The 13,419-nt window shown below is 67.4% G+C and carries 9 protein-coding genes, 2 tRNA genes and 1 pseudogene; 1 reads left to right on the top strand and 11 read right to left on the bottom strand.

Features of this window, described 5'->3' with window-relative positions:
- Positions 1 to 2 precede the first annotated feature (2 nt).
- From ACO6VK_RS11800 to uvrB, 4 genes and pseudogenes are all read right to left on the bottom strand, one after another.
- Complete coding sequence (locus ACO6VK_RS11800; RefSeq protein WP_422507366.1) at positions 3 to 680, bottom strand: MotA/TolQ/ExbB proton channel family protein; 678 nt, start codon at positions 678 to 680, stop codon at positions 3 to 5.
- A pseudogene (locus tag ACO6VK_RS11795) lies at positions 571 to 3,083 on the bottom strand (DNA internalization-related competence protein ComEC/Rec2). The gene ACO6VK_RS11800 and the pseudogene ACO6VK_RS11795 overlap by 110 nt, the downstream one beginning before the upstream one ends.
- Positions 3,084 to 3,322: 239 nt before the next feature.
- Positions 3,323 to 3,397, bottom strand: a tRNA-Val gene (locus ACO6VK_RS11790).
- 104 nt (positions 3,398 to 3,501) lie between these two features.
- Entirely contained in the window at positions 3,502 to 5,526 is a 2,025-nt protein-coding gene (gene uvrB / locus ACO6VK_RS11785; protein ID WP_422507364.1) for an excinuclease ABC subunit UvrB, read from the bottom strand.
- A 151-nt stretch (positions 5,527 to 5,677) separates the two neighbouring features.
- Between uvrB and ACO6VK_RS11780 the strand changes: the two genes are divergently transcribed.
- Entirely contained in the window at positions 5,678 to 6,214 is a 537-nt protein-coding gene (locus ACO6VK_RS11780) for a GspH/FimT family protein (protein WP_422507362.1), read from the top strand.
- Positions 6,215 to 6,283: 69 nt separating this feature from the next.
- Here ACO6VK_RS11780 and ACO6VK_RS11775 read toward each other — a convergent pair.
- From ACO6VK_RS11775 to ACO6VK_RS11745, 7 genes are all read right to left on the bottom strand, one after another.
- Positions 6,284 to 6,360 (bottom strand) — tRNA-Asn (locus tag ACO6VK_RS11775).
- 58 nt (positions 6,361 to 6,418) lie between these two features.
- Complete coding sequence (locus ACO6VK_RS11770; RefSeq protein ID WP_422507360.1) at positions 6,419 to 6,847, bottom strand: type IV pilin protein; 429 nt, start codon at positions 6,845 to 6,847, stop codon at positions 6,419 to 6,421.
- A gap of 12 nt (positions 6,848 to 6,859) precedes the next feature.
- The gene (locus tag ACO6VK_RS11765; protein WP_422507358.1) at positions 6,860 to 10,717 is read right to left on the bottom strand and encodes a pilus assembly protein; all 3,858 of its coding nucleotides are present in this window, start codon (positions 10,715 to 10,717) and stop codon (positions 6,860 to 6,862) included.
- Positions 10,718 to 10,728: 11 nt separating this feature from the next.
- Positions 10,729 to 11,238, bottom strand: coding sequence for a pilus assembly PilX family protein (locus ACO6VK_RS11760; RefSeq protein WP_422507356.1), 510 nt, complete (start codon positions 11,236 to 11,238; stop codon positions 10,729 to 10,731).
- A gap of 4 nt (positions 11,239 to 11,242) precedes the next feature.
- Complete coding sequence (locus ACO6VK_RS11755; RefSeq protein ID WP_422507354.1) at positions 11,243 to 12,406, bottom strand: PilW family protein; 1,164 nt, start codon at positions 12,404 to 12,406, stop codon at positions 11,243 to 11,245.
- Positions 12,403 to 12,879 (bottom strand): type IV pilus modification protein PilV, encoded by a 477-nt coding sequence (gene pilV, locus ACO6VK_RS11750; RefSeq protein WP_422507352.1) that lies wholly within the window; start codon positions 12,877 to 12,879, stop codon positions 12,403 to 12,405. Before pilV ends, ACO6VK_RS11755 begins: the two co-directional genes overlap by 4 nt.
- Positions 12,876 to 13,391 carry a GspH/FimT family pseudopilin gene (locus ACO6VK_RS11745; protein ID WP_422507350.1) on the bottom strand — a complete coding sequence of 172 codons (516 nt, stop codon included), beginning with the start codon at positions 13,389 to 13,391 and terminating at the stop codon, positions 12,876 to 12,878. Before ACO6VK_RS11745 ends, pilV begins: the two co-directional genes overlap by 4 nt.
- Positions 13,392 to 13,419 lie beyond the last annotated feature (28 nt).

Here is a 13,419-nt window from a genome sequence, read left to right as displayed (position 1 = left end):
CGTCAGCCCTTGACCGTCACGGGCGTGCCCGTGGCCGGCGCAGCGGCGGCCGGACGGGCGGCGGTGGTCATCACGCCGGGACGCGCATCGAGCGCATCCAGCAGCGCGCTGGCTTCCTGCTCCATCTCGATCACGTAACCGTTGATGCGGCCCTTGAAGTAGCGGTGGAACATCAGTGCCGGGATCGCCACGATCATGCCCGTGGCCGTGCATACCAGCGCCTTGCCGATACCACCGGCCAGCTGGTTCACATCGCCCACGCCGTGGTCGAGGATGCCCAGGAACATCTGGATCATGCCGACCACCGTGCCCAGCAGGCCGAGCAGCGGACCGGCTGAGGCGATGGTGCCCAGGGCGTTCAGGAAGCGCTCCATGCGATGCACCAGGTGACGGCCGGCATCTTCGATGCGCTCGCGGATCTGGTCGCGCGGGCGGTTGCGGGCTTCCAGCGCCGCAGCCAGCAGCGCGCCCAGCGGTGAATTGGCCCGCAGGGACTGGATGTGACCGGGATCAAGCTTGCCGCGGGCCGCCCAGTTGCGCACTTCCTGGCCCAGCCCCGGAGGCAGGACCTCATTGCGACGCAGCGTCCAGAAACGCTCCAGGACGATCGCCAAAGCCAGTACGCCCAACAGCAGCAGCGGCACCATCGGCCAGCCACCGGCCTTGACCAGTTCCCACACGTTTCAACCCTCTGGCCCTGCGGCCGCCTGTTTGACTGTCGATAGGATAGCAGTCGCCCGTGCCCGCTCCGCGGCATCCCACCAACGACGCTGGAAAAGCCGCTGTTCACGCACGTGCAGGCCCTCCCGGCCCAGCCACACCCGCAGCGCGCCGCTGTCGGCGGTGGTCAGTACCTCGGCCCCCCGCGCCCGCCAGCGCGCCACCACCTCGGCCCGCGGATGACCGAACCGGTTGCCATGCCCGGCCGACACCAGCGCCAGCTGCGGTGCCACCGCATCCACCCAGGCGGGCGTGGACGATCCGGCGCTGCCGTGATGCGGCGCCACCACGACCCGGGCGGCCAGGCCGGGTGCGTCGTGCGCCAGCAGTGCCTCCTCCTCGCGGCGGCCGATATCGCCGGGCAGCAGGATTGCCCCGTGTGGGGTACCGATGCGCAGCACGCAGCTGGCGGCATTGCCGCGCCCGCCCTGCCCGGCCGGTGGATGCAGGAGCCGGAAGTCGATGCCGTCCCAGCGCCAGCCCTCGCCGCGCCGGCACGCCGCCGCCGGCACGGCGAGGGCGCCGGCAGGCGCCATCAGCGGCACGCCGGGATGCGCCCGCCGAACGGCGGGCAGGCCCCCGGCGTGGTCGAGGTCACCGTGGCTGAGCAGCACGCGATCCAGCGCCCGGATGCCCAGTGCGTGCAGCGCGGGCACGACCACCCGCTCGCCTGCATCGAACCCGCCCGGAAGTGCCGGACCCGCGTCGTACAGCAGCGCATGCGCGCGGGTGCGGACCAGCACCGCCAGGCCCTGCCCGGTGTCGACCACCAGCAGTTCGACCTCCCCATCGGCCGGCAGCGACCGCGCCGGCCACAGCAACGGCAGGCACAGCGCCAGCGCCGGCAGCCGGCCGCCGCCACCGCGTGGCATCAGCAGCCAGAACACGCCCGCCACGGCCAGCGCCAGCGCGGCCGGGCCGGCCTGCGGCAGCCACCACAATGCCAGCGGGCGGCTGGCGACGTGGCCGAACAGCCACCAGCTGGCGTCGAAACACCACGCGGCCAGCTGCCACGGCCACCGTCCCGCGCCGCCCCACAGCGCCTCCAGCGCAGTGCCGAGCAACGCCAGCGGCACCACGACCAGGCTCCACCAGGGGATCGCCAGCAGGTTGACCAGCGGGCCTGCCCGCGAGGCTTGCCCGAACAAGGCCACGGTCAATGGCAGCAGCCCCAGCGCCGCTACACCCTGCGCACCCAGAAAGGCGGCCAGCCAATGCCGGTCCGTGCCCGGCAGGCACCACACCAGCCACAGCACGCCGGCGAAGCTCAGCCAGAAGCCCGGTGCGAGCACCGACAGCGGATCGAACAGCAGCACCGCCAGCGCAGCCAGCGCCAGCGCCTGCCCCACGGTGGACCTGCGCCGGGCGCAGCGCGCTGCGGCGACGATGGCGATCATCAGCGCCGTGCGAACGGTGGGCAGCGCGAAGCCCGCGACCGCGGCATACAGTGCGGCGCCGGCCACCGCCGCCAGCGCCGCCGCCAACGGTCGCGGCCAGCAGCGCGCCAATCCCGGCAGCAGCCGCCACGCAAGCGCCGCCAGCCAGGCCGCGACGCCGGCCACCAGGCCCACATGAAACCCGGAGATCGCCACCAGGTGGGTCAAGCCCAGCGCGCGCAGGTCGTCCCAGTCACGCGGGGTCAGGCCGCGCGTGTCGCCGAGCGCCAGCGCCTGTATGAAGCGGCGGCCGTCGCCACGCACCTGTGCGGCGATCGCCAACGCCATGCGCTCGCGCCACGCCGGCAGACCGGTCGGCAGGCCCAGCGCACGCGCCTGCAGCGGCGTCGTCACGTAGCCACTGCCGGCCACGCCCTGCAGCAACGCGTGGCGCTCGGCATCGAAACCGCCCGGGTTGCGCAGCCCACGCGGCGGGCGCAGCCGTGCGTTCAACGCCCAGCGCGCACCGGCACGCAGCGCATGACGGCCGCGCTGCGCCTGCGACTTCGCCGGATCGTGCCAGCTGAGCGTGACATCACGCCCACGCAGCGGCACAGGCATGCCGGCGTCATCGTCGATGCGGAAGCGGAACCGCGTGCTGCGTTCGCCGTGCTGCGGAAGATCCACCACCCGCCCGCGCAATGCGTACTCGGCAGGCACAGTCGATGCCGGCAGCTGCGCCGCCAACCCGGCGTGGCCATGCAGCGCGGCCCACCCCGCACCGAGCAGCAACGCACCGCAGCAGCGCCCGCGCGGCCATCCGGCCCAGGCACACACGCCGACCACAACGCAGCACCACCCCAGCGCAACCGGCAGCAGGAGCGGTGCGAACACGACCGCGCACACGCCACCCAGCAGGCTGGCGGCACAGGCCTTGCCGAACACCGGCAAGGGAACGGCGGACACGACGGAGGACGAGCGTGGCATGTGGATCGGCACGGCGACGGAATCAGCATCGTCTGCCGGCACCCTCGCCGCCGCCATCAGGCACGGGGGCAGGTCTGCGTCGGGATAGCCCGGGGAATGCAGTGATCGCCCGCGACATCGCGCGGCGCGGACATCACACGGTGCGGCGCTGGGCACCGGACCGCGCAAAACGAAAAAGCCGACCCAAGGGCCGGCTTTGTTCGTATCCACTTTTTCCTCTGATTGCTCAGGTACTTAAGTGGTGGGCGGTACAGGGTTCGAACCTGTGACCCCTACCATGTCAAGGTAGTGCTCTACCGCTGAGCTAACCGCCCGTTTCGTTCTGCGCTGCCGCGAATGCGTCGGTGCAGGCCGCGTATATTACGGACGTCGTCTGGGAAGAGCAACACTTTTGTGAAGATTTTTCACAATGCGTTGTTCAGCCGAGGCTGGCCTCCTTCAATTGGCGGATCTGGTCACGCACACGGGCCGCATCTTCGAACTCCAGATCGCGCGCGTGCTGGTACATCTGCTGCTCCAGCGCCTGCAGCCGCTTGGCGATCTGCGCCGGTTCCAGCGTCCGGTAATCCACCGCTTCCTCGGCGATGCGACTTCCCTTGCCTTTGCCCTTGCCCCGGCTTTCCTTCTCCGCTGCTTCCGACCGCGCGCCTTCCAGCACGTCGGTGATCGGGCGCAGGACGGACTTGGGCACGATGCCATGCAGTTCGTTGTACTCCACCTGCTTGGCACGGCGACGGTCGGTCTCGTCGATGGCCGCCTGCATCGAACGGGTCATGCGGTCGGCGTACAGGATCGCCTTGCCGCGCAGGTTGCGTGCCGCGCGGCCGATGGTCTGGATCAGCGAGCCGGTCGAGCGCAGGAAACCTTCCTTGTCGGCATCGAGAATCGCCACCAGCGACACCTCGGGCATGTCCAGACCTTCGCGCAGCAGATTGATGCCGACCAGCACGTCGAACTTGCCCAGGCGCAGATCGCGGATGATCTCCACGCGCTCGACGGTATCGATGTCCGAGTGCAGATACCGCACGCGGATGCCGTGCTCGGTGAGGTATTCGGTCAGGTTCTCGGCCATGCGCTTGGTCAGCGTGGTGACCAGCACGCGGTCACCGAGCTTGATGCGCTCGTTGACCTCGCTCATCAGGTCGTCGACCTGGGTGCCCACCGGGCGGATTTCCACCACCGGATCGATCAGACCGGTCGGACGCACCACCAGTTCGGTGATTTCATCCGCGGCCTCGCGCAGTTCGTAGGGCCCGGGCGTGGCCGACACATAGATGCTGCGCGGGCAGCGTGCCTCCCATTCCTCGAAGCGCAGCGGACGGTTGTCCAGCGCCGACGGCAGGCGGAAGCCGAACTCCACCAGCGTTTCCTTGCGCGAACGGTCGCCCTTGAACATCGCGCCGATCTGCGGAATGGTCACGTGCGACTCGTCGATCACCAGCAGCGCATCCGGCGGCAGGTAGTCGAACAGCGTCGGCGGCGGCTCGCCCGGCGCCTTGCCGGTGAGATGGCGCGAGTAGTTCTCGATGCCGTTGCAGAACCCGACTTCGGCCATCATTTCCAGGTCGAACTGGGTGCGCTGGGCCAGGCGCTGCGCCTCCACCAGTTTGTTCTGCTCGTACAGCTGCTCGAGCCGCACCTTGAGTTCGGCCTTGATCGTATCCACCGCCGCCAGCACCCGTTCGCGTGTGGTGGCGTAGTGGGTCTTGGGATACACGGTGTAGCGCTGCAGCCGGCGCAGGCTCTCGCCGGTGAGCGGGTCGAACATGCTGATCTGCTCGACCTCACCGTCGAACAGCTCGATGCGCACCGCCTCGCTGTCCGACTCGGCCGGGAACACATCGATCACTTCGCCGCGCACGCGGAACGTGCCGCGGTGCAGTTCATATTCGTTGCGCGTGTACTGCAGCTGGGTGAGGTGGTTGATCAGATCGCGCTGGTCGATGCGCTCACCCTTGGACAGGATCAGGCGCAGCGACAGGTAGTCCTCGGGGGCGCCCAGGCCATAGATTGCCGACACCGTGGCCACCACGATCGCGTCGGGCCGCGACAGCAGCGTCTTGGTCGCGGCCAGGCGCATCTGCTCGATGTGTTCGTTGATCGAACTGTCCTTCTCGATGAAGGTGTCCGACGACGGTACGTAGGCTTCCGGCTGGTAGTAATCGTAGTAGCTGACGAAATACTCGACCGCGTTGTGCGGAAAGAACGCCTTGAACTCACCGTACAGCTGCGCGGCCAGGGTCTTGTTCGGCGCCATCACCAGGGTCGGCTTCTGCACCTGCTGGATCACGTTGGCGATGGTGTAGGTCTTGCCGGAGCCGGTCACGCCAAGCAGGGTCTGCTTGGCGACACCCGCCTCGAAGTTGGCCGTCAGCTTCTCGATCGCCGCGGGCTGGTCACCGGCCGGCGAGTACGGGGATACAAGTTCAAAGCGATCGCTCATGGTGCCGCCACTACCCGGGCCCTCCAGTATACCGGGGGCCTTGGTGACGGCTGGCTGAGGGGTGTACCGAGGCCAGGGGCCGGCATGTGCCGATGCCGCCCAGCGCGCGGGCCCCGCACTGTGGATACCTCCGCCGTTCAGGACGTTCCCGATGCGCCCGGTTACCCGCCCCCCTCTGCATGCGCTCGGCCTGTCCCTGATCCAGCTGCTGCTGGCGCTGGGCCTGCTGGCGGCGCTGGCCACGCTGGCCCTGCCCGGCTTCCAGGATGTGCTTGACCGGGCCCGCGTGGACACGATGCGGATGCAACTGCTGTCCGCGTTCGCCGCCGCGCGCAGCACCGCGATCAGCCGCCGCCACGCCGTCAGCGTGTGCGCGAGCGAGGATGGGCGGCAGTGCAGCCAGGACTGGAGCGCGGGGTGGTTGATCTACCGCGACCACCGCCGCCAGGATCAGCCCGCCGGTGCCGACGATGTCCTGCATTACCAGCCCGGTCAGCGCGCGCGCGGCGTCCACGCCAGCGCCACGTCCGGGCGCCCTTACCTGCGCTATGGCGCGAACGGGCGCAGCCTGGGCAGCAACCTCACCATCGCCCTGTGTGTGCGCGGCGAGCGACGTGGCGAGGTGATCGTGAACAACCACGGACGCGCGCGATCCCAGACCCACCGCACCCACGAACCCTGCCCCTGAACGGCGGCGCTGCCGAGGCAAATGCCGAAAACGACAAAAGCCGCGATTTCTCGCGGCTTCTGCAGAATCTGGCGCCCGAAGTTGGACTCGAACCAACGACCCCCTGATTAACAGTCAAGTGCTCTAACCGGCTGAGCTATTCGGGCGGGGAGGCGAATTCTAGAGGTTGCTGCGTGACGATGCAACACCCTGCCCCGTTCCGCGTTACCAGCAGCCGGATACCGTCGCTTCGGCCGGCGTCTTGACGCTGGCCTGGTTGATGGTCAGCGTGCCGCACTTGTCCTTGGTCTGCATGCCCTGGGGCGTGGCGGTGATGGTGAATGTGGCCTGGGTCTGCTGAATGGTGAGCGCGTACCACGCCGTGCCGCCCTCGCGGGGGGTCTGGGTCGCAGCCAGCGTGAATCCCGCATAGGTGTTGTTGACGGTATGGAAGCGCTCGGCCCTCTGGCTGTACTCCACCATGTCAGCCTTGGCCTGCGCACGCCGCGACTTGCGGATCTGGTCCTGATAGGACGGGTAGGCGACCGCCGCCAGAATCGCGATCACCGCCACGGTGACCATCAGCTCGATCAGGGTGAAGCCCGCGGCCCCGCGGCGCTGGCCGCGGAACCGGTTGGAAAGCATCGAACGCATGTGCGGTCTCCGTTACTGGATCTGGCGCCAGGATTGGCGACCACAGGGATAAGGCAGGTACATCGGCTGGGCGCCGGCCACGTTGACCACCATCCAGCAGCCGCTGCCCGGCACGGTGGGCGGTGCGGCACCGCCGCCCGGGTTGGCGGGCGCCTGCAGGCGCGGCACCACCGACACTGCCACGTCCTTGACCGGTGCCGAACCGCCGGTATCCAGCGCGACCGCCGCCGTGCCCGCCGCGTAGGATTTGCCGCCCGGCGAGCCCAACCGGACGGTGGACAATGCCGCCATACCGGATCGCGCATCCAGGCCGAACAGCCAGTTCTTGCCGACGGTACTGCAACCGGTCGAGTTGAGCAGGGCCGCATAGGTCGGCATGAACACCACGCCGGACACCACATCCGGATAGCCGATCATGCGTTCGCCCCTGGGCAGATCGATGTACCACCCCAAGGACCCGGTGGGCCGGGTTCCCATCGTCATCGAGCGCGAGACCCCGTCGGTGGCCACCTCGACCGAATAGGGCAGCAGATTGGCCCGCGTAACCGTGGTGATGGTGGCGCCGGAGCGATCGGTGAAGGCGTACAGCGACTGGGTGGTTTCATCCGCCACGTCATTGGCGAAGGAGAAGCTGCCCGTGCCGAACATCAACAGCACGCCACCGCCTTCGCCCGAGGCCGCCACCAGGCCGCCGAGAATCGGCTGGCGGTAGGTCATCCTCGATTCCACGCGCGACAGCGTGGTGAACACCGGCTTGCTCACCGTATTGGCGCTCTCCAGAAGGTCGAAGCGCCACACGGCACCGTTGGCATCAGCGCCATACACGGTATCGGCGTACCCATCGCGCACCATCCGCGTGGAATCGCCATTGTCCTTGCGGTCCAGCACCACGATGTTGCCCAGGCCATTGACGCCCGACGGCGCCCCCGCGCCGGATTCGGTCGCTTCGATCATGCGCACGTTGGGCGTACCGGTGCCGATGTCCACCACGAACAGCACGGCCTTGCCGTTCTTGCTGTTGTAGCCGTTGCCGAAGATGGCCTTCCAGGACACCGTGTTGCCCGACTTGAACGGCACGATCACCGGCTTGCCGAGGACGAAGCCGATGTTGTTCCTGATATCCGTGGAGGCGCCGGAGATATCGTTGATCTCCCACAGGCGGCTGCTGCCGCCGAAGTCGCCCGGGCTGGTCACGTCGAGCGCGAACACGCCGCGCCCGCCGGCACCGGTGGTACCGACCAGCGTGGTGTGCCAGGCGTCCTCGTAGAAGCTGTCCGCCACGGTGACCGGACCATCGACAAAGTAGCGGTGCGGCACCTGGTCCTTGGCGTTGAGCGGGTTGTAGGGCTTGAGCAGGTTGCCCATGTGGCCCACCGACGTCTCCGGAATATAGGCAAACAGCTCGCGCCCGCCGTTGCCCGCAGCCTTGCCGTCCGAATCCAGCCCGCCATCGAAGGCATGCAGCATGCCGTCATTGGCCCCCACATAGACCATGTAGCGATTGCTCAGCTTGGCCTTCATGTAGGCAGCATAGGTCGAGCCCGGCCTGCCGGGCAGCGCGCGATAGCCGAAGTCGTCGATCGGCGCGCTGATCTGCGGGGACGAGTTGATGATGTCGCCCAGGATCGTGGTGCGGTCACGCAGCTTGCCGCCATTGCGGACCTCGCCGCTGGCATCACCACGCAGATAGGCGGTGGCCGTCGCGTCCGTGGCCAGACCGGTCAGCCCCGCACTGTCGCAGCGGCTCATGCCGGGGTACCGGTCGCTGGGCGTGCTGCACAGCAGGTCCAGGGTGACCTTCGGGGTCGTGAACTCGCTGATGCCGGTGCCGTCGGCAAAGTAGATCTTGCGTGCGGCCGCCAGCGGGAACTTGGTGCTGGCTTCCCAGATCGGGGTGTACACCGCGGCTTGGGTGCCGGGATCAACCGTCACCTGGTTGGCCGCCAGCCGGCTGAACCAGTCGGTACCTTCGTTGGCAACCTCATAGGTCGGGGTCACCGTCAGCGAGCCGGCGCCGATGCGCGCACCGGTCAGCGCGATGCTGCCCGACGGCGAGGAACCGGCGGCCACGGCCGACAGCACACGGCGCATGGCAGCGGTCACTTCGGCCGGCGTTTTGGCGTTGATGAACTCACCGCGGGTGTTGATCGCGGCATGCCACAGCTCGTCGATGACACGGCCGTCGTCCGAATCCATCGGGTCACCGTTGCCGTTCCAGTTCGGCGCGTTGGTGTACGGATCCTTGGTGGCCGCCTGGTTGACCTCGTAGATCTTGCCCTGGGCGCCCAGCGTGACCCCGTAGAAGTTCATGTGCAGGTCGGGCTGGCAGTCCAGGCGCTTCCAGTCGGGCGACGTCTTGCTCAGCGTCTGGCACTGCTTGCTGACCGGCACCTGGCCGGCGGGGAAGTTCGCATCGGTCCGCAACGGCACCAGCGGCCCGTCGTAATACGCCGCTGCGATGTCGGCGATGGTGTTTTTGTAGTTATCCCCGAATGGCGCACCGCTGAAGTGCGTCGTACCGGAGGAATCGGCATTGCCGTAGTCGGTGCCCTTGGGCACGGTACTGGTGGTATTGGTATAGCCGTCGGTGAACAACATGCCGCCGTTGCGCTGGCAGGCCAGCGCGACCGGTGCGCCGGCATCGGTGCGACGGAACTGCTTGCCGAGGAAATCCACCGCTCCGCGGTTGGGTGTGCCGCCGTTGGGCCCCAGGCTGTAGATCTTCTTGTACAGCTCGGCGCGCTGCAGCTTCACGTCGTACATGGTCACGTCGACCAGGTTGTTGATGGTGAAGTACCCCACCCGCATGTTCTCGATCTCGCCCATCGCATGCGAGGACGAGCCCACCATCGACAGGATGCGGTTACGGTGATACTGGAACCAGTTGGCGAAGTTCTTGATCGCGTCGTCGTAGCCGCTGTCGTAGTTGTTCGACGTGATCGTATAGCGGCGCATATCGCAGCCGGGGCCGCAGGCATTTGCGATGACCGGCCGGTTCGCGTTGGCGGTTTTGTAGCCGGCCGGTGCGGGCGCATCCGCCGGCAGATAGAAGGTGGCGGGGAAGTACTGCAGCGGAACCAGGCAGCTGGTCGGTGCTTTCCAGTCACTGGCCAGCTCGACCCACTTCTTCTTCGCGTCGGGCAACCCATCCTTGTTCGAGAAGGTCTGGTTGCGGTTGTTGATGACGACGGTGTAGGTGGTATTGCAGATCTCGCCATCGGAGTAATAGACCGTGCCCTTGGGCAGGGTCATGCCGGTCACGATGCCGAAGCTCTCGGACGACACGGCGCGCGACGACGCCATGTTGTAGGTCACGTTGTAGCCGGTGGCGAAATCCGAGCGCGGATCCGCGCGGGTGGTGCCAGGCACGGCGGCGGCCCACAGGCTCGCAGCGCCCACCCCGTCGGACTTGCGCCACGGATCGTACTTCACCGCCGGATTGAAGTAGCCGGCGTTGTAGGTCGGCGAACGCGCGAAGCCGAACTCATCCAGCGGCGGAATCGCCCGCCCGGGGCTGTAGCTGCTGTTGTAGCCGTTGTGCGGGAAGAGGTAGACAAAGCAGTCCACCGCAGCGTTGGGGCAGCTCGCGCCCACGTCGAAGAACACACCCGCGGAGTTGAAGAAGCTGCTGTTCTTGCTGTTCCATTGCATGCGCCCGTCGCCACCGACGAAGATGCGCTCGAACGTCATCGAGTTGGAGTCGTCGACCGCCATGATGAACGCCGGCGGCGCCGAGCTGACCGAATTGAGCGGCGCCGTCGCGAGTTCACCCTGCCCCTGGGCGGCGAACAGGCTGTACATGAAGTACAGGCCGGAACCGAGCAGCAGCACACCTGCCCCTGCGGTGATACCGAGTTTGCGGGAAATCATGCCGGCAGCCCTCAGAGCTTGAATACGGTGTCGATGACGGCCGACGAGGACGGACCTGCCGGCACATCGGTGGCGAAGGAAGTGATCTGGTAGATCGGTGCGGTCGGGTCCAGGGCCTTGCCCATTCCCAGCGAGCCGCCGCCGATGATGCAGGAGTCGATGCGGCGCACGTTGACCGCGTCGGCGCCGGTGATGGACTTCTTCCGGCCCCAGTCGACCGGGTCATAGCCATCATCACAGTTCAGCGCGATGTTGCTGGCCGTGATCGGCGCATCGCTGGCCGGCGAGGTGCGGTTGGCGATCGCCTCGATGGCGTGCTCGGTGCGCCGGGTCATGCTTTCAGTCGCCTGGAACGCGGTGTTGGTGGCCCGGTAGTTGGCCGCCATTTTTTCCTGCATGCCGGCCACCTGCATGCCGGCGATGCCGATCAGTGCCAGCAGGATCAGCATGATCAGGGCGACGTACAGCACGGCGCCGCGCTGATGCGCCGGGGCGGTGAAGGTTCTGGAGGACCGGTTCATGGCATCAGTTCCCGAAGAGACGGTTGCGCAGGGCGATGGTCGATTCATACGCCGCACGGTAGCGGCCGTCGGTGGCGGCCGCAGGAACGAAACGCACGCCAAGCAGGCGCGGGTCGTTCACCGCCGTGGCAGACGACGTGGCCATCGAGGGGTTCGGGCTGCGTGCCAGCACACCGACCTGGACCTGCCCGACGCGACGCCACTGATTGGCAGCTACCGCATCATTGCCGGTGCTTACGTCGGTCGCCGTGCCCTGCACGGTGACGTTGCCGACCGGCAACTGGGTCTGGCTGATCACCGGAGTGGTGTCCAGGCCGTACATCACCTGCAGGTTCTCGATGCCTTCAACGAGCTCTTCGCGCACGACATAGTTGCCGGCGGCATTGGCCCGCGCACGCATCAGCACCGGTTCGCCGTTGGCCGAGGTTCCCACGTAGTACGCAATCGACTCGGCGCGGTAGAGCATCGTCTCACCGGTCGGCTGCACGTTGTAGCGGCTGAGCGTGGCGCCGCTGGCAGTGACACTGCCAGCCGCATAGGAACCGATGAACACATCGGCATGGCTGCAGTCCGCGATGCCGAACAGGGTGGGAGTGGCAACGCCATCCTCGAGCAGGCGCCTGCCCAGATCGCTGTCGAAGCCGACAATATTGTCGGTTCCTGCGCTGATGCTGGTTACCGGCACGCCCACCGGCGAGAGATAGCGGAGCACGAGAACATCGCTGCCGCCGCGCGCGTTCAGGCTCTTCAGCGGGTCGGGCATGGTCGGGGTCACCCAGGTCGCGCCCAGCGTGAGGTTGCTGTTCGGCGCACTGCTGGGGGCTTCGTAGCCCTGTATCGATACCGAGAAGTCCAATGCGCTGCCACCACCGGTGTCGACGCCGGCGATGTTCACCACAGGATCCCCTTGATTCTTGACGAAGTGCGCCTGGTCGTTGACGCAGCCGAAGTGGCCGGCCATGCGGATGTCGCGCTGCAGGAACTCCAGCGCGAAGCGCGCATTCTCCTGCGCGCGGGCCGTGCCCTGCGCCAGCTGCGAGGCCTCGCGGGACGCGGTGAACACCTGGATCACGCCCAGCATCAGCACCAGGCCGATCACCATCGCGACCATGACCTCGATCAGGGAGATGCCCGCGACGGCGCGCGGCAGGGTGGACGCACGGCTCATAGCTGGGTCACCGCGGTGAAGGTGGTGCGGGCATTGGGGTTGGCCTTGTCCCAGCGCTGGTCGCCCCACGCAATGTCGACCTGGACCTGCCCGTTGGCATTGGTGACGGTGGCACTGGCACCCTCACCGAGCGCCTGCACCACCTGGCACTGCCAGCGGGCCACGTTCTGGCTGATGGTCACCGACCCGGTCGGGCGCGTACAGGCGGCGCGGGTCACCGTGCCGGAGGAGAACGACGCGCCCGTGTACCACGCCGACTGGAACCGGTTGGCGCGCATCTGGTCGATCAGGTCGTAGGCCAGGTTGGTGGCCTGGGTGCGGTAGTTGGAACTCTGTACGAAACGCACGTTCATGGTCTGCAGCAGCGCGAAGCCGAGCAGGCCGAAGGCCAGCACGATGATGGTGACCAGCACTTCGATCATGCTGAACCCACCGGCGGCCCTGCGTCCCCCGGAGGCACGGAAACGTCTCATGAGCAGTTCTCCTTGAGGGTGCTGAGCTGGCCGGAGGCATTGACGGTCAGGCGGCGGCGCAGCGGTCGACTGCCACAACTGACCGGCTGCAGCGCTATTTCCTGCGGATCGGCGCCACGGCGGCGGCCACGGGCATCGAAGGCAATCGCGGCGGAATCCGGGCCGCTGGCGCTCACGGCCTTGTTGACCACCATGTAACGGAGGACCACCTCGCCGGTGGTGAAGGTGCCGTCGCCGCTGACGTCGGACCAGGCCAGCATGCCCTTGCTCCAGCTGCCGTCGCAGCTGGTGCCGGTGGCGCTGCCACAGACGCCGCCGCCGCGCTTGTTGCGGATGGCCTCGCTGCGCGCGAGCGCGATCAGGCCGGAGGCTTCATTGCTGGTGGTGGCCAGACGGTTCGACCGCAGGACGCTCTGGAAGCTCGGGTAGGCGATGGCAGCCAGGATCGCGACAACCGCGATGGCGATCATCAACTCGACCAGTGTGAAGCCGTTGGACCGGCGTGAAGACATGGAACGCTCCCCAGCGTGATGACACAGA

This window comes from Stenotrophomonas sp. GZD-301 (genome assembly GCF_049310345.1).
Taxonomy (GTDB): domain Bacteria; phylum Pseudomonadota; class Gammaproteobacteria; order Xanthomonadales; family Xanthomonadaceae; genus Stenotrophomonas.
The sequence above is the reverse complement of the archived record's forward strand: the minus strand, read 5'-3'. Positions and strand labels throughout refer to the sequence as shown.

Excerpts from the sequence above, each read along its gene's own strand:
- ACO6VK_RS11760 (WP_422507356.1), bottom strand. The coding sequence starts at position 11,238 with ATGAACCGGTCCTCCAGAACCTTCACCGCCCCGGCGCATCAGCGCGGC.
- pilV (WP_422507352.1), bottom strand. The coding sequence starts at position 12,879 with ATGAGACGTTTCCGTGCCTCCGGGGGACGCAGGGCCGCCGGTGGGTTC.
- ACO6VK_RS11780 (WP_422507362.1), top strand. The coding sequence starts at position 5,678 with ATGCGCCCGGTTACCCGCCCCCCTCTGCATGCGCTCGGCCTGTCCCTG.
- ACO6VK_RS11745 (WP_422507350.1), bottom strand. The coding sequence starts at position 13,391 with ATGTCTTCACGCCGGTCCAACGGCTTCACACTGGTCGAGTTGATGATC.
- ACO6VK_RS11755 (WP_422507354.1), bottom strand. The coding sequence starts at position 12,406 with ATGAGCCGTGCGTCCACCCTGCCGCGCGCCGTCGCGGGCATCTCCCTG.
- ACO6VK_RS11770 (WP_422507360.1), bottom strand. The coding sequence starts at position 6,847 with ATGCGTTCGATGCTTTCCAACCGGTTCCGCGGCCAGCGCCGCGGGGCC.
- uvrB (WP_422507364.1), bottom strand. The coding sequence starts at position 5,526 with ATGAGCGATCGCTTTGAACTTGTATCCCCGTACTCGCCGGCCGGTGAC.
- ACO6VK_RS11765 (WP_422507358.1), bottom strand. The coding sequence starts at position 10,717 with ATGATTTCCCGCAAACTCGGTATCACCGCAGGGGCAGGTGTGCTGCTG.